Below are 23,214 nucleotides of genomic sequence, written 5' to 3' on the forward strand. Positions count from 1 at the left end.
CCTTTCAAGGATCTGACGCGTTATGCCATTCGAGTTTTCGCCCACGGTGCTGCTGGTGGAAGACGAGCCCCATATCCGCCGCTTCGTGCGCGCGGCGCTGCAGGACGAGGGCTGCACCGTGCACGAGGCCGAATCGCTGCAGCGCGGACTGATCGAGGCCGGCACGCGCCAGCCGGACCTGGTGATCCTGGACCTGGGGCTGCCCGATGGCGACGGCGTATCGATGATCGGCGACCTGCGCACCTGGACCGAAGTGCCGGTGCTGGTGCTGTCGGCGCGCACCGGCGAGGCCGAGAAGATCCGCGCGCTCGACGCCGGCGCCGACGACTACCTGACCAAGCCCTTCGGCGTGGGCGAGCTGGTGGCGCGCCTGCGCGTGCTGCAGCGCCGCCATGTGCGTGCCGGCGCGCAGGGGCGGGCGCAGGTGGCGTTCGGCGAGATCGCCGTGGACCTGGCCAACCGCCAGGTCACGCGCGCGGGGGAGCCGGTGCACCTGACGCCGATCGAGTTCCGGCTGCTGGCGGTGCTGCTGGCGCATCGCGGCAAGGTCATGACCCACCGCGAACTGCTGCGCGAGGTGTGGGGGCCGTCGCATGCCGACAGCAGCCAGTACCTGCGCGTCTACATGGGGCACCTGCGGCACAAGCTGGAAGCCGACCCGGCCCGGCCTGCCTACCTGCTGACCGAGATCGGCGTGGGCTACCGCTTCGCCGGCTGAGCGCCGGGTCACTCCCACAACACTTTCTTGCCGATCACGCGCCGCGTGAGGCTGGCGCTCGCCCCTTGCACTCCCGGTAAACCCGCAGCGATGTCGAAATTGTTTGACGGATAAATTCAAGGTAATAAACTGTTATTCATAGATATGAATTAAGGCAGGAGCACCGCATGCAGGACCAACCCGTCTATTTCATCTCGACCGACGAGGTCGAGGGCTACCACCCCGCCAACCATGTCGGCACCCTCAATCGCCGGCTGATCGGCCCAGAGACCGTCGGATCGCGGCATCTGGAAGTGATCCACGGCACCATCGAGAAGGGCAAGGGCGCGCTGCCGCACGCGCATCCCGGCATCGAGCAGGTCTGCTACGTGCTGGAAGGCCGCGCCGTGGCCGAGGTCGGCGGCCAGCGAAAGGAACTGGGCCCTGGCGACTGCTGCTTCTTCCCGCCGGACCAGATGCATGTGTTCACCGTGGTCAGCGACGAGCCGGCCAAGATTCTGGTCATCTATTCCCCGCCATATGAGGAATCCCCCGAGCGCGTGATACGGCCCGCATAAGACGCGGCTGGTCACGGCAAGGGATTGAACAACTACAGGAGACAACTACCGTGAAGTCCTTCAGCAATGCCTTTGCCAGCCTGGTGCTCGGGTGCACCGCGGCGCTGGCCGCCACCCCGGCGCTGTCGGCCGATGAATTCCCGTCCAGGCCGCTGCGCCTGGTGGTGCCGTTCGCTGCCGGCAGCGGCACCGATGCCGTGGCCCGCCTGACTGCCAAATACCTGGGCGAGGCGCTGCAGCAGCCGGTGGTGGTGGACAACAAGCCCGGCGCCAACGGCACCATTGCCGCCGAGTTCGTGGCCAAGGCCCCGGCCGATGGCTACACGCTGTTCATGACCACCAACACCACGCATTCGGCCAACCCGTCGCTGATGAAGCAGCTGCGCTATGACCCGGTCAAGGATTTCACGCCGGTCTCGCGCATGGGCAACCTGCCGTTCATGCTGGTGGTCAACCCGGCGCTGCCGGTGAAGACGCTGCGCGAGTTCATCGACTATGCCAGGGCGCATCCGGGCCTGAGCTATGCCAGCGGCAACAGCACCGGCATCGTCTCGGGCGCCACGCTGTCGAAGATGGCCGGGCTGAACATGCTGCACGTGCCATACAAGAGCACGCCGCCGGCGATGACCGATGTGATGGGTGGCCAGGTGCAGGCGATGTTCGTCGACTTTGCCGCAGGCATCGCCAACGTGCGCGCCGGCAAGCTGCGCGCGCTGGCGGTGACCACCGCGCAGCGCAGCGAGCTGCTGCCCGACCTGCCGCCGCTGGCGAGCGTGCCGGAGCTGAAGGGTTTCGACGTGACCTCATGGAACGGCGTGTTCGCGCCGGCCGGGGTGCCGGCGCCGGTGGTGCAGCGGCTCAATCGTGAACTGGTTGCCATCGCCACCAGCAAGCAGCATGCGCCGCGGTTCCACGCGCTGGGCTTCGAGCCGTTCGGCAGCACGCCGGCCGAGCTCAGCCAGTTTGTCGTGGCCGAGCTGCAGAAGTGGTCGCGGCTGGTGAAAGACGCTGGCATCCAGCCGGAATAGGCGCTCTTCGGGCAACCATCAGACAACCAACAAGACAACGACATCAGGCAGGTAACGCTATGAATTTCGACCTCTCCGAAGAACAGGCATCCATCGTCGAGGCCGTGCAGCAGGTCTGCACGCAGTTCGACATGGAGTACTGGGATCGCCTGGACAAGTCCGGCACCTATCCGCACGAGTTCTACAAGACGCTGTGCGAAGGCGGCTGGCTGGGCGTGGCGATGCCCGAGGCCTTCGGTGGCGCGGGCCTGGGCATCCTGGAAGCGGCGCTGGTGATGCAGACCATCTCGCAGTCGGGCGCTGGCATGACCGGCGCCTCGGCGGTGCATATGAATGTGTTCGGCCTGAACCCGGTGGTGGTGTTCGGCACTGACGAACAGAAGGGCCGCTTCCTGCCGCCGCTGATCGCCGGCCAGGAGAAGGCCTGCTTCGGCGTGACCGAGCCCGACGCGGGCCTGGACACCACCAAGCTCAAGACCTTTGCGCGCAAGGTGCCTGGCGGCTATTCGGTGAGCGGGCGCAAGATCTGGATCTCGACCGCGCAGGTGGCCGACCGCATGCTGCTGCTGGCGCGCACCACGCCGCTGGAGTCGGTGAAGAAGTCGACCGAAGGGCTGTCGCTGTTCTACACCAAAGTCGACCGCAGCAAGATCGAGATCCGCGAGATCGACAAGATGGGCCGCGCCGCCGTCGATACCAACATGCTGTTTATCGACGACCTGTTCATCCCGGAGGAAGACCGCATCGGCGAAGAGGGCAGGGGCTTTGAGTACATCCTGCACGGACTTAACCCGGAGCGCATCCTGATCGCGGCGGAGGCCATCGGCCTGGGCCGCGCGGGGCTGGCCATTGCCACGCAGTACGCCAAGGAGCGCGTGGTGTTCGGCCGCCCCATCGGCATGAACCAGGGCGTGCAGCATCCGCTGGCGCAGGCCTGGATGCAGCTGGAGTCGGCCAACCTGATGATGCTCAAGGCCGCCGCGCGCTATGACGCCGGGCAGTCCTGCGGCGCCGAGGCCAACACGGCAAAGTACCTCGCCGCCGAGGCCGGCCATAACGCGTGCCAGACCGCGATCCTGACGCTGGGCGGCATGGGCTACTCGCGCGAGTACCGCGTCGAGCGGCTGCTGCGCGAGTCCTATATCCCGCGCATCGCGCCGGTCAGCCCGCAGCTGATCATGTGCTTTATCGCCGAGCGCGTGCTGGGTTTGCCCAAGTCGTACTGAGAGGGAGCGACGATGCCAGACGAGCAAGCGCAGGCGAGCGCGGCCACCGGGCCGCTGGCCGGCATCCGCGTGATCGACATGACCGCGGTCGCGATGGGGCCGTATGCCACCCAGATCCTCGGCGACATGGGGGCCGAAGTCATCAAGGTCGAGCCGCCCGCCGGCGATGTGTTCCGCCACGCCGAGCCGGCGCGGCACGCGGCCATGGGCGCCAGCTTCCTGAACCTGAACCGCAACAAGCAGTTCGTGGTGCTGGACGTGAAGCAGCCCGATGACCTCGCCGCGCTGAAAGCCCTGATCGCCACGGCCGATGTCTTTGTCTCCAACGTGCGGCCGCAGTCGCTGCGCAAGCTTGGGCTGGACTATGCGTCGCTGCGCGCGGACCATCCGCGGCTGATCTACTGCGGCGCTTATGGCTATTCGGAAGAGGGCCCCTACGCGGGCGCGCCGGCCTTCGACGACATCATCCAGGCGCGCAGCGGCATGGCGCAGTTCCAGGGTGCGAACTCGAACGAAGGCCCGCAGTACGTCAACACCATCTTGGCCGACAAGGTGGCCGGGCTGACCGTGGCCTACGCGATCCCGATGGCGCTGTACGAGCGCGAGCGTTCCGGCCAGGGCCAGGCCATCGAGGTGCCGATGTTCGAGACGCTGGTGTCCTTCCTGGCCACCGAGCAATTGGCCGGGCAGACCTTCATCCCGCCGCTCGGGCAGGCCGGCTATCCGCGCGTGATGTCGGCGCACCGCAAGCCCTATCGCACGCGCGACGGCCATATTGCGCTGCTGCCCTATACAAGCGCCCAATGGCTGCGTTTTTTCGATGTGTCAGGCCATGCGGAGCTGGCGCAGGATCGGCGCTATGCCACCCCGGCCGCGCGCAGCGCCAATATCGACGCGCTCTACGCCACACTGGCCGAGATCGTCGCGCAGCGCAGCACTGCGGAATGGCTCGACCTGCTGCGTGATGCCGATATCCCGCACAGCGAAGTGCCGCATTTCGAGAGCCTGGCCGACGACCCGCACCTGCGCGCCACCGGCATGATGTTCGAATACGACCATCCCAGCGAAGGCCGGCTGCGTGGCGTGGGCATCCCGACGCGCTTCTCGCGCACGCCCGGCAATATCCGCAGCTGGCCGCAGGCGTTGCCCGGGCCAGGCGGCGCGGAGGGCGGCTGACACCCTTGCCGGCCGACTCCGCCGCGTACAATCCCGGCCAACAGATATTGAAGTCGAGGAAGCCAACGATGGCAGAACAGGAACCGGCAGAAAAATCGGGTCACGCCAGCGTCAAGACCGCGCTGCGCGTGATTGAGATCATGGAGATCTATGCGCGCGAAGGGCGCTCGCTGACGCTGACCGAGCTGGCCAGGCTGCTGGGCGCGCCGATGTCGAGCTGCCTGGGGCTGATCCGCACACTGGCCTCGCTCGGCTACCTGTACGAGACCGGCCGCCGCCAGGGCTACTACCCGACGCGCCGGCTGCTCGACATTGCCCAGCGCATCGCCCGCAACGACCCGCTGCTCGAACGCGTGCAGCCGGTGCTGGAATCGCTGCGCGACACCACCGGCGAAACCGTGATCTTCGGCAAGCTTCAGGATGACGGCCGCGTGCTGTACCTGGAGGTGCGGGAGTCCGGCAATCCGGTGCGCTATATCGCCGCGCCGGGCGAGCTGCGCGATGCGCACGTGAACTCGATCGGCCGCGCCATCCTTGGCACGATGCCGGCGGACAGCCGCGCCGAACTGCTGGCCGGCGTGTCGTTTGCCTCGCGCACGGGGCGCACGGTGGACTCGCTGCGCGTTTTCGAAGCCGCCATGCAGCAATGGCAGGCGCAAGGCTGGTATCCGAACTTTGGCGAGTCGTTTCCTGATCTCGGCGCGATCGCCTTCCCGGTGGCCATCGGGGGCGTGACCTATGGCATGTCCGTGGCGGGGCCGCTGCATCGGATCGAGGCCAATGCCGACGCCATTGTCGTGGCGCTGAAGGCCGCTGGCGGTTCGCTGCAGGGATAAGTGGGAGAGGGCAGGCGTTGCGGCGGCCCGCAGGCTGTCGTGACGGCTGTCGAGGCCGGACAAGATCGAAGCGCGTTGCGCGAACCGAAGCCCAAAACGAAAAAGCCCGGTGCGTTTGCACCGGGCTTCCGTATCGGTTGGCTCCCCGACCTGGGCTCGAACCAGGGACCTGCGGATTAACAGTCCGTCGCTCTACCGACTGAGCTATCGGGGAACAGCTGAGAAAGAAATTATAGCCAGTTTCTCTTTTCTTCGTCAACACCTTTTCGACATTTTGTTCTTGTCAGAAGGTGTCTGGAAGCTTCCGGCTTGCTGCCTGCCGTACGGTGCGAAGGGCATCTCTGCTGGCTTCGTGCCGTCGTGTCGAACAGCGAGGCCGCATTATAGCTATGGTTTTTGGTTTGTGCCAGAAAAAAACCGCCTCGCGGCGGTTTTTTTCTGCGGCACTCGCCCGGCTCAGTCGAACACCGGCGAATCCACGCCGAGGATCTTGTGCAGCTTCGGCGAGGTGGTGGTGTACTGCATGTGGATTTTCTTCTCGGGGAAGATATACGGCGCGGCACCGAACGCGGCCAGCGCGGCCTCGTGGAAGCCCGACAGGATCAGCTTCTTCTTGCCGGGGTAGGTGTTGATGTCGCCCACCGCGAAGATGCCCGGGATATTGGTCTCGAACTTCTCGGTGTCCACCTTGATCTGCTTGCGCTCCAGGTCCAGGCCCCACTCGGCGATCGGGCCGAGCTTGGGCGACAGGCCGAAGAACACCAGCAGGTCATCCACCGGCAGGCGGCGGGTCACGCCGTCGGCGCCGGTCACCTTGATCTCGGTGAGCACGCCGTCCTTCTCTTCATAGCCGCCGACCTGGCCGACCAGGAACTGCATTTCCATTTGCTCGCACAGTTCCTTCATCTTGGCGACCGAGGCCGGCGCGGCGCGGAAGCCGTCGCGGCGGTGGATCATCACCACCGACTCGGCCTTGCCGACCAGGTCCAGCGTCCAGTCCAGCGCCGAGTCACCGCCGCCGATGATCACCAGGTTGCGGCCATGGAAGCGGCTCGGGTCCTTGACGCGGTAGAACAGCTGCTTGCCGTCGAACTTGTCGATGCCCTCGACCTTCAGCGTGCGCGGCTGGAACGAACCCACGCCGGCGGCGATAAAGATGGTCTTGGTGATGAAGCGGGTTCCGAGCGAGGTCTCGACGAAGAAGCGGCCGTCCTCGCGGCGCTCCACGACGGCGACTTCCTGGCCCAGGTGGAAGGTGGGCTCGAACGGCTCGATCTGCTTGAGCAGGTTGTCGGTCAGTTCCTGGCCGGTGCAGATGGGCACCGCCGGGATGTCGTAGATGGGCTTGTCCGGATAGAGCTCCACGCACTGGCCGCCGACCACCTTCAGGGAATCGATGACATGTGCCTTGATTTCGAGCAGGCCCAGTTCAAAGACCTGGAACAGGCCCACCGGGCCGGCACCGACGATCAGCGCATCGATCTCCTGCGGCTGGCCGCCTGCAGGGCTGCCGCCGTCGACCTGCTTGGTCGTGTCGGCGACGGGATTTGGAATGCTCAAGTCCATATTCGTCCTGATACGTTTGCGTGGGCCGCTTGTGCCCGGTGTTGCGGAAAGCGCGTGGGGACGGCTTTCTTGTTCTGTCAGCGCTGCAGGTACTGCAGCTTGTCAGTGGCGTCCTTCCATTCCTCGGCCTCGGCCAGCGGGGCCTTGGTCTTGGTGATGGAGGGCCAGTTGCGGGCCAGCTCGGCGTTCAGGTCGATGAACTGCTGCTGGTCGCCCGGCACGTCTTCCTCGGCGTAAATGGCGTTCACCGGGCATTCGGCCACGCACACGGCGCAGTCGATGCACTCATCCGGGTCGATAGCCAGGAAGTTGGGGCCTTCGCGGAAACAATCGACCGGACACACGTCAACGCAGTCTGTGTAGCGGCAACGGATGCAGGATTCGGTGACAACGTGAGTCATTTCGGTTCCAGGAAAACAGGTCGGCTTTTAATGGGAAACTGTGGGGCCGCTTCTTGCCGGCGGACGCCGCATCCACCGCATGGTGCCGCATGGCAGCATGGGCTGGGCGAGCGCCGGCCGAGGCCTTTCGGAAAGCGATATTGTAGCCGAGGCTTCTGGCAAGAATAGCGGGTCTATATAGCCGGATCAGATAGTTTTCTTATTTCTTTATGTACTTTTGATTTAACGCATGGCGGCCTGCTGGCATGTCGGCCCGCCAGCGGGCATGATGAGGCCGCCAACAGTCACTTGCATCCGTGCCGGGAGACCCGTATGCCACGCCAGCCTTGCCTTGCCAGCCTGCGGCACGATGCCGCGATGCGCCGGATCTTCGCACCCATTGTTGTGCTGCTGACGGCATTTCTGGCGCCGATCGGGTCGGTTGCCGCCCAGACCCTGGCCCAGTCGCCGGGCATGGCCGACAGCGTGGTATCGCGCCTGGTGGCGTGGCGCGCGCGCACCGATGCGCCGGTCGCGCTGCCGGCGCTGACCGCGTTCGAGTGGGACCACTTCAGCGTGACCGATTCGCCCGCGGGCGACGCCATCGCCCATTGCGGCCGGGCCGGCCTGATGCCGTGCGGGCCGCAGTTGCAGCCGCAGCCGGGCGACCGGGTCCAGGTGCTGCGCTTCGAGCGCGCCGGGACCCAGGTCTACACCGAGCGCATCATGGCCGGCGACGGCGCCTTTGCCGAGCCGCTGCCGCAGCGGGTGCCGCGCGCCGCCGCCACGCTGGTGTCGTGCCCCGCTACCGACGGCCGCCAGTTGTGGTGCCTGCAGGGCAAGGCCCGGGGCAGGGAGGCGCCGCGGCAGCCACAGCCCTTCCTCGATGGTGGTTGAGCGGCAAGAGTGGCCGGGTGCGGCCAGACTTCGGTTAGCATGACGTACTGACCCGGCATCGCCGTCTGGCCCGCTATGATCATCCCGTCCCTGCTCGACACCGACCTGTACAAATTCACGATGATGCAGGTGGTGCTGCATCAGTTCCCGCAGGCGCAAGTGGAATACCGCTTCAAGTGCCGCAACGCGGGCGTCGACCTGACGCCCTATATCGATGAGATCCGCGCCGAGGTGGCACACCTGTGCCAGTTGCGCTTCACCGACGACGAGCTCGCCTACCTGCGCGGGCTGCGCTTTATCAAGAGCGATTTCGTCGACTTCCTCGGCCTGTTCCACCTGAACGAGAAATATGTCTCGGTGCGGCCGTCCCCGCAGGGCAATGGCGAGATCGAGATCTCGATCATCGGCCCGTGGCTGCATACCATCCTGTTCGAAGTGCCGGTCCTGGCGATCGTCAACGAGGTCTATTTCCGCCGCACCCAGCCCAGGCCCGACCTGGCCGAAGGCCGCCGCCGGCTGGACCAGAAGCTGGCCTTGCTGAAGACACCCGAGCTGGCCGATTGCGTGATCGCCGACTACGGCACGCGCCGGCGCTTTTCGCGCGAATGGCAGGAAGAGGTGCTGCTGACCATGCGGCGCCTGCTCGGGCCGCAGCTGGCCGGCACCAGCAACGTCCACTTCGCCCGTCTGCACAATATGGTGCCGCTGGGCACGATGGCGCATGAATACCTGCAGGCCTGCCAGGCGCTGGGCCCGCGGCTGCGCGATTCGCAGGTGTACGCACTGGAGCGCTGGGCGCGCGAGTACCGCGGCGACCTGGGCATCGCGCTGTCGGATACCTACGGCTTCGATGCCTTCCTGCGCGACTTCGACCTGTATTTCTGCAAGCTCTTCGATGGCGTGCGCCATGATTCCGGCGACCCGATGCTGTGGGGCGAGCGCATGGTCGCCCACTATGCCGCCAACCGCGTCGACCCGCGCACCAAGACGCTGATCTTCAGCGACAGCCTCGACATCCCGCGCGTGATCGAACTGTACGAGCGCTTCCATGGCCGCTGCCGGCTCGCCTTTGGCGTCGGCACCAACCTGACCAACGACCTCGGCTATACCCCGCTGCAGATCGTGATCAAGATGGTGCGCTGCAACGGGCAGCCGGTGGCCAAGCTGTCGGACACGCCGGAAAAGACCATGTGCGACGATCCCGGCTACCTGTCCTACCTGCGCCAGGTGTACTCGGTTCAGCCCGCGGCGTAGCAAAATTCAACACCTTGCGCCGGCCATCGCATGCTCTGCATGCGGCGGGCGCCACTATAATCGGCGCATCGCGCGTTCGCCGCGCTTTGCGCTTCTCCAGCCAGGCCTTATGGAAACCAACGACGCCCGCGACCGCATCTTTGCCCGCATCCGTGCTGCCCAGGGCAGGCCGACCCGGCCGAGCGCGGGCGAGCGCGAGGCCGTGGCCGACTACCTGGCGCGTCACCCGCAGGGCCCGCGCCCGGCGGTGGCCGTCGACCTGGCCGAGGCCTTCCTGGCGCAGGCCCAGCGCATGGCCTCGACCGTCGACCGCGTGGCGAGGATGGACGAGGTGCCCGCCGCCACCGTGCGCTTTCTGGACAACCTGAACCTGGTCCACCGTGCCGTGGCGTGGGACGCGCTGGGCCCGCTGCCGTGGCAGGCCGCGGGGCTGGCGGTGGAATGCCGCCCGCCGGTGCGCGAGGTCGAGGCCGACCACGATCATGGCGACCTGGTCGGCATCACTGGCTGCTTCTGCGCGATTGCCGAGACCGGCTCGCTGATGCTGCTGTCGGGCCCGGCCACCTTTGCCTCGGCCGCGCTGCTGCCCGAGACCCACGTGGCGGTAGTGCCGCGCTCGCGCATCGTCGCCGGCCTGGAAGACGCCTTTGCGCTGGTGCGCAGCGAGCGCGGCGAACTGCCGCGCGCCACCAATATCATCAGCGGGCCTTCGCGCACGGGCGATATCGAGCAGACCATCGTGCTCGGCGCCCATGGCCCGTACCGCGTGCATGTGATCCTGGTCGACGAGGCCTGAACCCGCGGCTTTTGCCGCACGGAATGCGATGCACCACCCATGCCGGAAGCCCCGGGGCAAGAGGTGCTTGAATTACACTTGCAGGCTTGCCTGCGTGCCGCGGCTTCGTGCCGGCGGTGCGCCAATGAATGCTGCATTCCCGAGGAGATCCTGCCTGATGCGACGTGCCTCCGTGCTGTTGCCGCTGCTGGCCGTGCTGGCCGCATTTCCCGCCGCCGGCCATGCCGCGGACCTTGACGGGGCGTCGCTGTCCCCGCTGTGGGGGCTGCCGTTCGCCGGCATCCTGCTGTCGATCGCGGTGTGGCCGCTGGTTGCGCCCAAGTTCTGGCACCACCACTACGGCAAGATCGCCGCGGGCTGGGGGCTGCTGTTCCTGCTGCCGTTCGCGGCAGCGTTCGGCACGCATGCGGCCGCGGCCAGCGCGGGGCACGCGCTGCTGGCCGAGTACATCCCGTTCATCGTTCTGATCGCCTCGCTGTATATCGTGGCCGGCGGCATCTGCGTGCGCGGCAACCTGCACGGCACGCCCGGGCTCAATACCGGCATCCTGGCGCTGGGCACGCTGCTGGCCAGCTTCATGGGCACCACCGGCGCGGCCATGCTGCTGATCCGGCCGCTGCTGCGCGCCAATGACAACCGCCGCCACGTGGCGCACGTGGTGGTGTTCTTTATCTTCCTGGTGGCCAATGCCGGTGGCTCGCTGACGCCGCTGGGCGATCCGCCGCTGTTCCTGGGCTTCCTGAAAGGCGTGGACTTCTTCTGGACCATGCGCAACATCTTCCCGGAGACGGTCTTTATCTGCGTGGTGCTGCTGGTGCTGTTCTACCTGGTCGACCGTCACTACTACCAGAACAAGGAAGAGGAGCTGCCACCGCGCAGCGACCCCACGCCGGACTCGGGCGGCATCGCCATCGAGGGCAAGTTCAACTTCGTGCTGCTGCTGGCCGTGATCGGCCTGGTGCTGATGAGCGGGCTGTGGCAGCCGGGCATCGCATTCGACGTCCTGGGCACCGAGGTGCCGCTGCAGGCCGCGGTGCGCGATGCGCTGCTGGTGGTGGTGGCGGTGGTGTCGCTGCTGGTGACGCCGCAGGCGGCGCGTGCCGGCAATGAATTCAACTGGGAGCCGATCCTGGAAGTCGGCAAGCTCTTTGCCGGCATCTTCCTCACCATCATCCCGGTCATTGCCATGCTCAAGGCCGGCACCGACGGCGCTTTCTCCGGGGTGATCCGCGCGGTCAGCGACAGCAACGGCCAGCCGGTCGACGGCATGTACTTCTGGGCCACCGGCCTGCTGTCCTCGTTCCTGGACAACGCGCCGACCTACCTGGTGTTCTTCAACACCGCCGGTGGCGACGCGGCCACGCTGATGACGCGCGATGCCTCGACGCTGGCCGCGATCTCGGCCGGGGCCGTGTTCATGGGCGCCAATACCTATATCGGCAATGCCCCCAACCTGATGATCAAAGCCATTGCCGAGAACCGCGGCGTGCGCATGCCGAGCTTCTTCGGCTACATGCTGTACTCGGGCACCTTCCTGGTGCCGCTGTTCGTCATCATGACCTTCCTCTTCTTCCACGTTTGATGCCATGAAGCCGTCTGTCCTTGTCACCCGCGCCATCTATCCCGAAGTCATCGCGCACCTGGCGCAGTACTTCGATGTCGACGACAACCAGCAGGACGCGGTGCTGGATGCCGCCGCACTGAAGGCGCGCCTGGCGGGCAAGGCCGGCGTGCTGGCCAACGCCGCCGACCGCATCGACGGCGACGTGGTCGCCGGGCTGCCGGCGCTGCGCGCGGTGTGCAACATGGCGGTCGGCTACAACAACCTGGACGTGCCGGCGCTGACGGCCGCCGGCATTGTCGCCACCAATACGCCGGACGTGCTGACCGAGACCACCGCCGACTTCGGCTGGGCCCTGCTGATGGCCACCGCGCGCCGCGTGACCGAGGCCGAGCACTACCTGCGCGCCGGCAAGTGGCAGCGCTGGAGCTATGACATGCTGGTAGGCATGGACCTGTACGGCAGCACGCTCGGCATCCTCGGCATGGGCCGCATCGGGCAGGCGCTGGCGCGCCGCGCGAGCGGGTTTGGCATGAGCGTGCTGTACCACAACCGCAGCCAGCTGCCGGCGGACACCGAGCGCGCGCTGAGCGCGCGCTATGTCAGCAAGGAAGACCTGCTGCGCCAGTCCGACCACCTGCTGCTGGTGCTGCCCTATGGCCCGCAGAGCCACCACGCCATCGGCGCGGCCGAGCTGGCGCTGATGAAGCCGACCGCGACGCTGGTGAACCTGGCGCGCGGCGGCATCGTCGACGATGCCGCGCTGGCGCAGGCGCTGCGCGACAAGCGCATCTTCGGCGCCGGCCTGGATGTGTTCGAGGGCGAGCCCAGCGTCAATCCGGACCTGCTGACGGTGCCCAACGTCGTGCTCACGCCGCATATCGCCAGCGCCTCCGAGAAGACCCGCCGTGCGATGGCGATGCTGGCCGCCGACAACCTGATCGCCGCGCTCGACCAGGGCCCGCAGGCCGGCCATCCACCCACCGTGATCAACCCCGACGTCATGTCGCGGCGCCGCTAAGCCTGCCATTTACCTGTTTCCTGCTGCATGACCCTGATTCCGTTCCTGACGCTGGCCGTGGCGCTGCTCGCGGTCGTCCTGCTGGTCATCGTCCTGCTGCGCCAGCAGGCTGCCTCGCCGGGGGCCGAGCTTGGCCGGCAACTGGCCGACATGCGCGCGGAAAGCGCGCGCGGCATGGAGCGGCTGGAGCGGGAGTTGCGCACCGACGTGGCCGACGCCGCGCGCGGCAGCCGCGACGAGTCGGCCCAGCAGATGCTGCGCTTCCAGCAGGCGCTGTCGTCGCAGCTGACGGGCATCGCCACGCTGCAGAACAACCAGATCGACACCTTCGCGCAGCAACTGGCCAAGCTGACCGAGACCAACACCCAGCAGCTCGAGCAGGTGCGCCAGCACCTGATGCTGCAGGGCCAGCAGGCGCGCGACGAGCAGGCCGGCACGCTGCGCCGCTTCGGCGACGGGCTGCAGCAGCAGCTGGCGCAGATGTCCGAAGCCAACGAGCGGCGCCTGGCCGAAGTGCGCGCCACGCTGGAGAAGAAGCTGCAGGACATCGAGGCCAACAACGCCGCCAAGCTGGAGGAAATGCGCCGCACTGTCGACGAGAAGCTGCATGCCACGCTGGAGCAGCGCCTGGGCGAGTCCTTCCGGCTGGTGTCGGACCGGCTCGAGCAGGTGCACCGGGGGCTGGGCGAGATGCAGGTGCTGGCGCAGGGCGTGGGCGACCTGAAAAAGGTGCTGACCAATGTGAAGTCGCGTGGCACCTGGGGCGAAGTCCAGCTGGAAATGCTGCTGGAGCAGATGCTGACGCCGGAGCAGTACGGCAAGAATGTCGAGACCGTGCGCAACTCGGGCGCGCGGGTGGAGTTCGCGATCCGGCTGCCGGGCAAGGCCGCGGGTGGCGACAATGCGCCGGTCTGGCTGCCGGTCGACGCCAAGTTTCCCAAGGAACAGTACGAGCGCCTGGTGGACGCGCAGGAGCGGGGCGACCCGGATGGCGTGCTCGCTTTTGGCCGCGAACTGGAAGTGGCGCTGCGGCGCGAGGCCCAGACCATTGCCGAGAAATACCTGTCGCCGCCCCAGACCACGGATTTCGCCATCCTGTTCCTGCCGACCGAGGGGTTGTACGCCGAGGTGCTGCGGCGCCCGGGCCTGACCGACCTGATGCAGCGCGACTACCGTGTGACCGTGGCCGGGCCGACCACGCTGACCGCGTTGCTGAACAGCCTGCAGATGGGTTTCCGCACGCTGGCGCTGGAAAAGCGCTCAAGCGAGGTGTGGGAGGTGCTGGGCGCGGTCAAGACCGAGTTCGGCAAGTTCGGCGACGTGCTGGCCAAGACCCGCGATACGCTGGAGCGCGCCGCGCGCAATATCGAGCAGGCCGAAGTGCGCACGCGCCAGATGGCGCGCAAGCTGCGCACGGTGGAAGCGCTGCCGGGCGAGGCCGCGCAGCAGGTGCTTGGCCTCAATGCGGCAGCAGCGGCGGACGCGCCGGAGGCCGCCGAAGACAACGGCGGCTGAACGCGCGGCAGGGAAGGGTCAGGGCAAGCCCCCGCGGGGGCTTGCGGATTGCTGCCGGCCTGGGCGCCGGCGCGCTGCTCAGCGCTCGTCTTCGGGCGCCAGTTCGCGCACGTGGACTTCAATGCCGCCGAAGCGGGCGGCCACCCAGTTGTAGGCCTTGCAGGCCAGCCACAGCAGGCCAAAGCCGATCAGCGCATTCAGGATGATTGCGCTGAAGACCGTGATGGCGGGCAGGTCACCGTAGCGGACGAAGGTGACAAACAGGCCCAGCGACACGATCGGCAGCGAGAAGCACAAGTAGACCAGCACCAGCGCGCGGGCGGTCTTGACGGGGTGGAGGTAGGCGATCTCCTGATTCATGACGGGGGATACTCGAATGGTTCTGAATCGTGCGCCAAGTGTAGCGATTGGCCGATGCCAAGCATAGCCCGCCGGCGGCGGGGGCAGGCGAAAGCCCCGTGCCGGCTGTGCTATGGCCGCAAATGTGCGGCACAAAAACGACACATTGCTCCGGCGTGTGGCAAGCGCTTGCGTGTAGCGCCTGCCGGTCCGGCTAGACCAGTCCGTCGAACAGCATCACCTCGACCGCATCGCCGGCCTTGACCGAGTCCTGTTCATGACCGAGCACGATAAAGCAGTTGGCCTCGCTCATCGAGCGCAGCACGCCCGAGCCCTGCTGGCCGGTGATGCGCACTTCCCACTGGCCGTCGCCGGCGCGCGCCAGGATGCCGCGCTGGTACTCGGTGCGGCCGGGCTTCTTGCGGATGGCTTGCGCGCTGCGCACGCGCAGCAGCGGCAGCGGTGCCACGCTGGCGCCCATCAGCCGCTGCAGCGCGGCGCGCACGAAGTGGTAGAAGGTGACCATCACCGCCACCGGGTTGCCCGGCAGGCCGAACAGGAGCGCGTCGCGGCCGTTGGAATTGATGCGGCCGAAGGCCATCGGCCGGCCCGGGCGCATCGCGATCTTCCAGAACGTGACATCGCCCAGGCGCGCCATGATCTGCTTGGTGTAGTCGGCCTCGCCGACCGAGACGCCGCCGGAGGTGATGACCGCGTCGGCGGTCTCGCAGGCGGTGCGGAAGGCGGCTTCGAGCGCCTCGGGGTCGTCGCGCACCACGCCCATGTCGAGCAGGTCGACGTTCATCCGGCGCAGCATGCCGTGCAGCGTGTAGCGGTTGGAGTCATAGACGCAGCCGGGATCGAGCGGCTCGCCGATCGAGCGCAGCTCGTCTCCGGTGGAGAAGAACGCCACGCGCAGGCGCCGGCGCACGCGCACCTCGGCCACGCCCAGCGAAGCCAGCAGGCCCAGGTCGGCCGGCTGGAGGATGCGTCCGGCCTGCAGCGCGGCCTGGCCGCGCGCCAGGTCTTCGCCGCGCAGGCGCCGGTTGTCGCCGGTGCGCACGCAGTCGGCGGCAAAGCGGATGCGCGCGCCGTCGTCCACGGCTTCCACGAACTCCTGCGGCACCACGGTGTCGCAGCCGGCCGGCATCACCGCGCCGGTCATGATGCGCACCGCCTGCGCCGCCGTGGGCGCCAGCGCGCGGGCGCCGCCGGCGAAGGCGCTGCCGATGACTTCCAGCTCGACCGTGGCGGTCTGCGCGGCTGCCAGCGCGGCACCCTGGAAGGCATAGCCGTCCATCGCCGAGTTGTCATGCGCCGGCACGTCGATGGGCGAGACGATGTCCTCGGCCAGCACGCGGTCCAGGGCGCTGCGGATCGGCAACTGCTCGACGCCGCGCACCGGCTCGACTACCTCGCCGATGATGCGGTTGGCCTGGTCCACCGGCAGGGCGGTGGGGTCGTAGTCGGAAAGGCAGGAGATGACGGATTGCAGGGTGGGCATGGTGGCTCAGCGCGTTTCGTGCGTGCGCAGTTCGTCCAGGGTGTTGATATTGGCAAAGGCCGCGGCGTCGTCGAACAGCACTTCGGCCAGGCGGTGCGAGGCGGCCCAGGTCTCGATCTTGCGGCCGCCGCCGGAAAGATAAGCCACCAGGCTGTCGAGCGCACTGACCGGCATCAGGCAGAACACAGGTTGGGTCTGGCGCCGGCCGTCTTCGTCCAGCGTGACGGGGATCGCCAGGTCCGCGCCTTCGGCCTCGATCGCCTGCGCCAGGCGCGCCACCAGGTCGGTCGGCAGGAACGGCGAATCGCAAGGGGCGGTCACCATCCACGGCGTGGCGCATTGCTCCAGGCCGGCCAGCATCCCCGCCAGCGGACCGGCGAAGTCGGGCACGGTATCGGTGTAGACCGGCACGCCGAACGACTCATAGGCGGCCAGGTTGCGGTTGGCATTGATCATCAGCCCGCCCACCTGGGGGGTAAGCCGCATCATCGTGTGCATGGCCATCGGCGTGCCGTGCAGCGGCTGCAGGCCCTTGTCGGTGCCGCCCATGCGGCTGCCCCTGCCGCCTGCGAGGATCAGGCCGGTGATGTCGTCGCGTGCAATCATGGATTTTGTGTGCGGCTGGGTCAGCCGCCGATATAGGACATCTCGATCTTGCGCTCGGCACGCCTGGCGCGCACCGTCGGGTCGCTGCGCTGCTCGGAATAATTGTCGGTGCGGCCCTGCCACACCTGCGCAATCGCATTGGAGATTTCCAGGTCGCTGTAGCCGCCGCGCAGCAGCGCGCGCAGGTCGAAGCCCTCGGTGGCGAACAGGCACAGGTAGAGCCGGCCTTCGGTGGACAGCCGGATGCGGCTGCAGTCGCCGCAGAAGGCGTGGGTGACGCTGGAGATCACGCCGACCTCGCCGCTGCCGTCGCGGTAGCGCCAGCGCTCGGCGGTTTCGCCGGAGTAGTTGGCCTGCACCGGTTCGAGCGGGAATTCCGCATCGATGCGCTTCACCACCTCGGCGGACGGCAGCACTTCATCCATCTGCCAGTGGTTGCTGGCGCCCACGTCCATGAACTCGATAAAGCGCAGGATGATGCCGCTATTGCGGAAGTGGCGCGCCATCGGCACGATTTCCTGGTCATTGGTGCCGCGCTTGACCACCATGTTGACCTTGATCGGCGCCAGCCCCACGGCCTGCGCGGTCTCGATGCCGTGCAGCACGTCGGCGACGGCGAAGTCCACGTCGTTCATGCGGCGGAAGGTGGCGTCGTCGATCGCGTCCAGGCTGACGCTGACCCGCGTCAGTCCCGCGTCGCGCAGCGCGCGCGCCTTGCGCGCCAGCAGCGAGGCGTTGGTGGTGAGCGTCAGGTCCAGCGGCTTGCCCGAGACCGTCTCGATCTTCGCCAGCATCTCCACCAGGTGCTCGATATTCTTGCGCAGCAGCGGCTCGCCGCCGGTCAGGCGGATTTTCTCGACGCCGTGGGCGACGAACAGGCGCGCGGTGCGCTCGATCTCCTCGAAGCTCAGCAGCTCGGAGTGCGGCAGGAAGGTGTAGTCCTTGTCGAAGACTTCCTTCGGCATGCAGTAGACGCAGCGGAAGTTGCAGCGGTCCGTCACCGAGATGCGCAGGTCATGCAGCGGCCGGCCGCGGGTGTCGGCCACCAGGCCGGTGGGGGCAGCCAGCTTGCCGGGAATGCTGGGCGTCATCGAGCGGTAGCGATGGTCGCGCAGGTCGAAAATCGGAATGACGGATTCGGTCATGGCCTGTGGGTGGGCACGGCGTCCGGGGAGCGGCCTGGCGGCGTGGCCAAATCAGGGGCGCTCGAGGGCCGGATGCCTTCTGCTGCCATTCTAGCCGAGGCGGGGGCGGGGCACCCGCATCCCCCGGAGATGGCGGGGATTCATCCGGCCGGCTGCCCATGAAAAAAGGGGACGGCGTGGCCGTCCCCTTCTTGCTTTGGCTGCGGTGCAGCGGCAACGCTTACTGCTGCGATGCCATCTCCACTTCGCGGCCACCGGTTTCCACCAGGATCATCGGACCGTGGGGCAGTGGCGGCAGCGCCTTGCGCTCGCGCTGCACGCGCGGGGCGGGCGCGATGCGGGCGGCGGCTTCCTGGGCCGAACGCAGCTTGTCGCTGTCGGTATGGACCCATTGAAGGCCGGCAGTGGCCAGCATCGATTCCAGGTTTTCCAGCGCTGCCGGGGTGGCCGGCGCTGCAGCAACGACCGGGGCTGCCGGGGCGAACACTTCGGCCGGTGCGGCTTCGGCGACAGGGGCGGCGACCGGTGCAGCGGCAGGTGCCGCCACCACCGGAGCCGCTTCGACGGCCACGCTTGCGGTGGTCTCGACGATCGCTTCGGCGGCAATGGCTTCCGTGACGGCAACGGCTACCGGCGCAGCTTGCTGGGGCGCGGGCTCGGCAACCGGCGCGGTCACTGGGGCTGCCTCGGCGACCGGCGCGGGCGTCACATCTTCCGGCACGGCGATGCGGATCGCTTCGACGGCCTCGGCCGCAGCGGCCACGGCAGCTTGCGGTGCGGGCTCGGCCGGCACGGGGGCTTCAGCACGTACCGGGGCAACGGCTTCAGCAGCGGCGGCCTCTTCGTCGCCTTCGCCCTGGGCAACTTGCACCGACTCGTCGCGCTCGCGGCGATAGCGGTTGCGGCCACGGCGGTTGCGGCGGCGGCGCTCTTCGCCCTCAGCAGTCTCGGCGGTGCTTTCGGCACCTTCCGGCAACTCGGCGCGGACGGCTTGCGTCTCTTCGGTCACGGCCTGCGGCAGCACGCCCAGAGCCTGGGCGGCGGCGACGGCTTCCGGCCGCGGTGCTTCACCGGCTTCGGCTTCGCGCAGTTCGCTGCGTTCGCGCTGGCGTTCACGCTGGCGCTCGCGGCGTTCCTGGTTGCGGTCGCGGCGGCCTTCCTGACGGCCCTCGACGCGCTCGCCCTGGGCGCGCTCGGCTTGCACCGCCTCGCCCTGGCGTGCCAGGGCCGGGGTGGCCTGGCCTTCACCTTGCTGGCGCGGCTGGCGGCCCTGGCGTTCGCCACGGCCCTCGCGTTGCTCGCCGCGCTCGGCACCCTGGCGTTCACCACGTTCCGCGCGCTCGGCACGGTCGCCGCGCTGGCCGCGGCCCTGGCGCTCGCCACGCTCCGCGCGCTCACCACGCTCGGCGCGGTCGCCACGCTCACCACGCAGGCCACGGCCTTCGCCGCGCTGGCCGCGCTCGCGCCGGCCTTCGGCGCTGCGGGCCTCAGTGGCAACCGCCGGCTTGGCCGGTTCCACCACCGGCGGGGTTGCCGGACGGGCACCGAACAGGCCCTTCAGCCAGGCGATAAAACCGCCGCTGACCACCGGCTGGGTGGCCGGCACGGGCGGGGCGACCGGGGCTTCCGGCTTGGGTGCGCGCTCGGGGCGCGGCACCGACACCGGGGCTGGCTGTTCCGGGGTGATGCCCTTGACCGCGGCTTCCTGGCGCGGCTTGGCTTCTTCCTTGCGGCGGCTGCTGTAGCTGGTGTCGGCTTCCAGTTCCTTGGCGGCGGCCTCGGCCATGCGGTAGCTGGCGGTGCTTTCTTCCAGGCGCGGGTCGTCGTGGCGCAGGCGCTCCAGCTTGTAATGCGGCGTTTCCAGGTGCTTGTTGGGGATCAGCAGCACATTGACCTTGAAGCGCAGCTCGATCAGGTTGATTTCCTGGCGCTTCTCGTTCAGCAGGAAGGCGGCCACTTCCACCGGCACCTGGCAGTGGATGGCGGCGGTGTTTTCCTTCATCGCCTCTTCCTGGATGATGCGCAGCACCTGCAGGGCGGACGATTCCGTATCGCGGATATGGCCGGTGCCGTTGCAGCGCGGGCAAGTGATGTGCGAGCCCTCCGACAGCGACGGCCGCAGGCGCTGGCGCGACAGCTCCATCAGGCCGAAGCGGCTGATCTTGCCCATCTGCACGCGCGCGCGGTCGTGGCGCAGCGCGTCCTTCAGGCGCGTTTCCACGTCCTTCTGGGCCTTGCCCGACTCCATGTCGATGAAGTCGATCACGATCAGGCCGCCCAGGTCGCGCAGGCGCAGCTGGCGCGCGATCTCGTCGGCGGCCTCGAGGTTGGTGCGCAGTGCGGTTTCCTCGATGTCGGCGCCCTTGGTGGCGCGGGCCGAGTTCACGTCCACGGAGACCAGCGCCTCGGTGTGGTCGATCACGATGGCGCCGCCCGAGGGCAGCATCACCATGCGCGAGTAGGCCGACTCGATCTGGTGCTCGATCTGGAAACGCGAGAAGAGCGGCACGTCGTCCCGGTACTTCTTCACGCGGTTCATGTTGTCAGGCATCACCACGCTCATGAAGGCGCGGGCCTGTTCGTAGATCTCGTCGGTGTCGATCAGGATCTCGCCGATATCCGGCTGGAAGTAGTCGCGGATGGCGCGGATGACCAGGCTCGATTCCAGGTAGATCAGCAGCGGGGCCTTGTTGTCGCCGGCGGCGCCGTCGATGGCCTTCCACAGTTGCAGCAGGTAGTTCAGGTCCCACTGCAGTTCCTCGGCCGAGCGGCCGATGCCGGCAGTCCGGGCGATGATGCTCATGCCTTCCGGCACGGTCAGCTGCGCCATGGTCTCGCGCAGTTCCTGGCGGTCCTCGCCCTCGATGCGGCGCGACACGCCGCCGCCGCGCGGGTTGTTGGGCATCAGCACCAGGTAGCGGCCGGCCAGCGAGATGAAGGTGGTCAGGGCCGCGCCCTTGTTGCCGCGTTCTTCCTTCTCGACCTGAACGATCAGTTCCTGGCCTTCATGCAGGGCATCCTGGATGCGCGCGTTGCGCACGTCGATGCCTTCCTTGAAGAAGGCGCGGGCTACTTCCTTGAACGGCAGGAAGCCGTGGCGCTCTTCGCCGTAGTTGACGAAGCAGGCTTCCAGCGAGGGTTCGATGCGGGTGATGACACCCTTGTAGATGTTGCCCTTGCGCTGTTCGCGCCCGGCAGTCTCGATGTCGATATCGATCAGTTTCTGACCGTCGACGATGGCGACGCGCAATTCCTCCTGTTGCGTCGCGTTGAACAGCATGCGTTTCATCGCAATACCTCACTCCAGTGTCGCGGGTGGCACCGTCTGGGCGGTGTCCGCGGCGATCCATGGAGCACGCGAGGGAGCGAGCGAGGCGCGAGAATTGCCGGAAAGCGCCGCTGCGCGGGATAGGCGAGCGGCTGGGCGCGGGTGAAAGAGAGCGATGACGTCGGGGTAACGTCCGCGGGGCAGGAGAGAACACCGGAGGCTGCTCTTGCGCAGACATCCGGCGCGTTCCCGTGCCGGAGGCGATGCTGAACGCCGGCGCAACCGGCGCCGGCGGCATCGCGGCCGGCCGCGGAAGGCCTAGACGCGTCAAAGAGCAAATTTTTCGGACACGGCATGGTTGCCGTTGCTGCCTGACTACTCCTGGCGGGCGCACCTACTACTTCTTGGAATTCTGCGACCGGGCGCCGGTATTTCCAGTCAGGCGGCAGGCTAACCTGCCGGCCGGCACCGTTTCCCGGTGCGGGCAGGACTTCTCTCACCGAAGCGGATGCCGGCAGTGGCATCCGCCTTTAAATTCTGTTTTACCTGAACACTCAGTTCCCACGTCACCGCCTGCCTCGCCGAAGCCTCCTTTGGGCGACTTCCTGCATGCCGGCGGCACCGTGCGTGCTGCTTTTTACTGCCATTTGCCCGTCTGGCGCTTGGCGGAACGCAAAGTTGCGGGAGACGGGCGGGGTTGGCGGCAACCCCAAGTGTAGAATGCGAAAAATCCAGGAAAACTCGAAGATTAATCGCTTACACAGGTCTTGCGCTGCCGGCCACAAGCCGGGACAGCGAGGAAATTATATTGAAAATGAATGAGTTACGCCATCAAATTGAAAAGGCTGCCGAAGCTGCGCCGGCCAGCCCACAGGTGGCGTATGTCACGATTGACGAAGGCTCGGAAGGTCAGCGCATTGACAACTTCCTGCTGAAGGTGGCCAAGGGCGTGCCCAAGAGCCATATCTACCGGGTGCTGCGTTCGGGGGAAGTTCGCGTCAATAAGGGCCGGATCGATGCCACTTATCGTCTGCAGTCGGGTGATGTAGTGCGCATTCCGCCAATGCGGGTGGCGAATTCGGCGCAATCGGACAATGCCCAGCATGTGCCGGCGGGGGAGTTCCCGGTGCTGTTTGAGGATGCCCAGCTGCTGGTGATCAACAAGCCGGCCGGCGTGGCCGTGCACGGCGGCTCGGGCGTGGCCTTCGGCGTGATCGAGCAATTGCGCCGGTCGCGGCCCGAGGCCAAGTTCCTGGAGCTGGTACACCGGCTCGATCGCGAGACCTCCGGCATCCTGGTGCTGGCCAAGAAGCGCTCGGCGCTGGTCCACCTGCACGAGCAGATTCGGGGCAGCGCGATGGACAAGCGCTATTTCGCCTGCGTGGCCGGCGAATTCCCGAACGCGCGCCAGCACGTGAAGCTGCCGCTATATAAGTACAGCACGCCGGACGGCGAGCGCCGGGTGCGGGTGCAGGCCGACGGGCTGGCCTCGCACACCGTGTTCAACCGGGTCGAGGCCTTCCAGGGCTTCACCCTGCTGGAGGCCGAGCTGAAGACCGGCCGTACCCACCAGATCCGCGTCCACCTGGCCCACTCGGGTTTCCCGATCGTCGGCGACGAAAAATATGGTGACTTCTCGCTGAACAAGGCACTGGCGCGTTCCGGCGCCAGGCCGGGCCTCAAGCGCATGTTCCTGCATGCCCACCGGCTGGTGTTTATCCACCCGGCCACGGGCGAGCCGCTGGCGGTGGAAGCGCCGCTGCCCGACGAGTGCGTCGGATTCCTGCAACAATTGCGTGAACTGCATGCCCCGGAGTAGGG

Annotated in this window: 20 protein-coding genes and 1 tRNA gene; 13 read left to right on the top strand and 8 right to left on the bottom strand. The window is 67.3% G+C overall.

From position 1 onward, the window contains the following. Window positions 1-22 precede the first annotated feature (22 nt). The 6 genes from kdpE (at window position 23) to AC3WRR_RS17055 (ending at window position 5,541) form a co-directional block, all read left to right on the top strand. A complete protein-coding gene (gene kdpE / locus AC3WRR_RS17030) occupies window positions 23-718 on the top strand; it encodes a two-component system response regulator KdpE (protein WP_010814649.1) in 696 nt (231 codons plus the stop codon). Window positions 719-885: 167 nt separating this feature from the next. Next, complete coding sequence (locus AC3WRR_RS17035; protein ID WP_010814650.1) at window positions 886-1,275, top strand: cupin domain-containing protein; 390 nt, start codon at window positions 886-888, stop codon at window positions 1,273-1,275. A 50-nt stretch (window positions 1,276-1,325) separates the two neighbouring features. Next, complete coding sequence (locus AC3WRR_RS17040) at window positions 1,326-2,303, top strand: Bug family tripartite tricarboxylate transporter substrate binding protein (protein ID WP_010814651.1); 978 nt, start codon at window positions 1,326-1,328, stop codon at window positions 2,301-2,303. A 59-nt stretch (window positions 2,304-2,362) separates the two neighbouring features. Then, the gene (locus AC3WRR_RS17045; protein WP_492297526.1) at window positions 2,363-3,529 is read left to right on the top strand and encodes an acyl-CoA dehydrogenase family protein; all 1,167 of its coding nucleotides are present in this window, start codon (window positions 2,363-2,365) and stop codon (window positions 3,527-3,529) included. A gap of 12 nt (window positions 3,530-3,541) precedes the next feature. After that, complete coding sequence (locus tag AC3WRR_RS17050; RefSeq protein WP_010814653.1) at window positions 3,542-4,705, top strand: CaiB/BaiF CoA transferase family protein; 1,164 nt, start codon at window positions 3,542-3,544, stop codon at window positions 4,703-4,705. A gap of 68 nt (window positions 4,706-4,773) precedes the next feature. Next, window positions 4,774-5,541 (top strand): IclR family transcriptional regulator, encoded by a 768-nt coding sequence (locus tag AC3WRR_RS17055; protein ID WP_010814654.1) that lies wholly within the window; start codon window positions 4,774-4,776, stop codon window positions 5,539-5,541. A 138-nt stretch (window positions 5,542-5,679) separates the two neighbouring features. Here the strand turns inward: AC3WRR_RS17055 and AC3WRR_RS17060 are convergent. From AC3WRR_RS17060 to fdxA, 3 genes are all read right to left on the bottom strand, one after another. After that, window positions 5,680-5,755, bottom strand: a tRNA-Asn gene (locus tag AC3WRR_RS17060). Window positions 5,756-5,997: 242 nt separating this feature from the next. Further along, the gene (locus AC3WRR_RS17065; RefSeq protein ID WP_010814655.1) at window positions 5,998-7,107 is read right to left on the bottom strand and encodes an NAD(P)/FAD-dependent oxidoreductase; all 1,110 of its coding nucleotides are present in this window, start codon (window positions 7,105-7,107) and stop codon (window positions 5,998-6,000) included. A gap of 77 nt (window positions 7,108-7,184) precedes the next feature. Continuing rightward, entirely contained in the window at window positions 7,185-7,508 is a 324-nt protein-coding gene (gene fdxA / locus AC3WRR_RS17070; protein ID WP_010814656.1) for a ferredoxin FdxA, read from the bottom strand. Between the two features lie 312 nt (window positions 7,509-7,820). On the opposite strand from fdxA, the gene AC3WRR_RS17075 reads away from it, so the two are divergent. The 6 genes from AC3WRR_RS17075 (at window position 7,821) to AC3WRR_RS17100 (ending at window position 14,531) form a co-directional block, all read left to right on the top strand. Continuing rightward, entirely contained in the window at window positions 7,821-8,384 is a 564-nt protein-coding gene (locus tag AC3WRR_RS17075; protein WP_011615733.1) for a hypothetical protein, read from the top strand. A 75-nt stretch (window positions 8,385-8,459) separates the two neighbouring features. Next, window positions 8,460-9,638, top strand: coding sequence for a nicotinate phosphoribosyltransferase (pncB, locus tag AC3WRR_RS17080; RefSeq protein ID WP_010814658.1), 1,179 nt, complete (start codon window positions 8,460-8,462; stop codon window positions 9,636-9,638). Window positions 9,639-9,747: 109 nt separating this feature from the next. Further along, window positions 9,748-10,434: a LutC/YkgG family protein gene (locus AC3WRR_RS17085; protein ID WP_010814659.1), complete on the top strand. Its 687-nt coding sequence runs from the start codon at window positions 9,748-9,750 to the stop codon at window positions 10,432-10,434. 157 nt (window positions 10,435-10,591) lie between these two features. Next, the gene (locus AC3WRR_RS17090) at window positions 10,592-12,016 is read left to right on the top strand and encodes a sodium:proton antiporter (RefSeq protein WP_058698469.1); all 1,425 of its coding nucleotides are present in this window, start codon (window positions 10,592-10,594) and stop codon (window positions 12,014-12,016) included. Between the two features lie 4 nt (window positions 12,017-12,020). Then, window positions 12,021-13,016: a 2-hydroxyacid dehydrogenase gene (locus AC3WRR_RS17095; protein ID WP_010814661.1), complete on the top strand. Its 996-nt coding sequence runs from the start codon at window positions 12,021-12,023 to the stop codon at window positions 13,014-13,016. Window positions 13,017-13,043: 27 nt separating this feature from the next. After that, a complete protein-coding gene (locus tag AC3WRR_RS17100) occupies window positions 13,044-14,531 on the top strand; it encodes a DNA recombination protein RmuC (RefSeq protein WP_010814662.1) in 1,488 nt (495 codons plus the stop codon). A 78-nt stretch (window positions 14,532-14,609) separates the two neighbouring features. On the opposite strand, the gene AC3WRR_RS17105 is transcribed toward AC3WRR_RS17100, so the two are convergent. The 5 genes from AC3WRR_RS17105 to AC3WRR_RS17125 all read right to left on the bottom strand — a co-directional run bounded on the left by AC3WRR_RS17105 (window position 14,610) and on the right by AC3WRR_RS17125 (window position 21,414). Beyond that, entirely contained in the window at window positions 14,610-14,891 is a 282-nt protein-coding gene (locus tag AC3WRR_RS17105; RefSeq protein ID WP_010814663.1) for a hypothetical protein, read from the bottom strand. 193 nt (window positions 14,892-15,084) lie between these two features. Beyond that, a complete protein-coding gene (gene moeA, locus AC3WRR_RS17110) occupies window positions 15,085-16,374 on the bottom strand; it encodes a molybdopterin molybdotransferase MoeA (RefSeq protein WP_058698467.1) in 1,290 nt (429 codons plus the stop codon). A gap of 6 nt (window positions 16,375-16,380) precedes the next feature. Beyond that, window positions 16,381-16,980 carry a molybdenum cofactor guanylyltransferase MobA gene (mobA, locus tag AC3WRR_RS17115; protein ID WP_010814665.1) on the bottom strand — a complete coding sequence of 200 codons (600 nt, stop codon included), beginning with the start codon at window positions 16,978-16,980 and terminating at the stop codon, window positions 16,381-16,383. Window positions 16,981-17,000: 20 nt separating this feature from the next. After that, window positions 17,001-18,125 (bottom strand): GTP 3',8-cyclase MoaA, encoded by a 1,125-nt coding sequence (gene moaA, locus AC3WRR_RS17120; RefSeq protein WP_010814666.1) that lies wholly within the window; start codon window positions 18,123-18,125, stop codon window positions 17,001-17,003. Window positions 18,126-18,345: 220 nt separating this feature from the next. Further along, the gene (locus AC3WRR_RS17125) at window positions 18,346-21,414 is read right to left on the bottom strand and encodes an Rne/Rng family ribonuclease (RefSeq protein ID WP_058698466.1); all 3,069 of its coding nucleotides are present in this window, start codon (window positions 21,412-21,414) and stop codon (window positions 18,346-18,348) included. A 793-nt stretch (window positions 21,415-22,207) separates the two neighbouring features. On the opposite strand from AC3WRR_RS17125, the gene AC3WRR_RS17130 reads away from it, so the two are divergent. Continuing rightward, on the top strand, window positions 22,208-23,212 hold the full coding sequence (locus tag AC3WRR_RS17130; RefSeq protein ID WP_010814668.1) for an RluA family pseudouridine synthase: 1,005 nt from the start codon (window positions 22,208-22,210) through the stop codon (window positions 23,210-23,212). Window positions 23,213-23,214: the final 2 nt, after the last annotated feature.

Source organism: Cupriavidus sp. FW305-3-2-15-C-LB2, assembly GCF_058787575.1.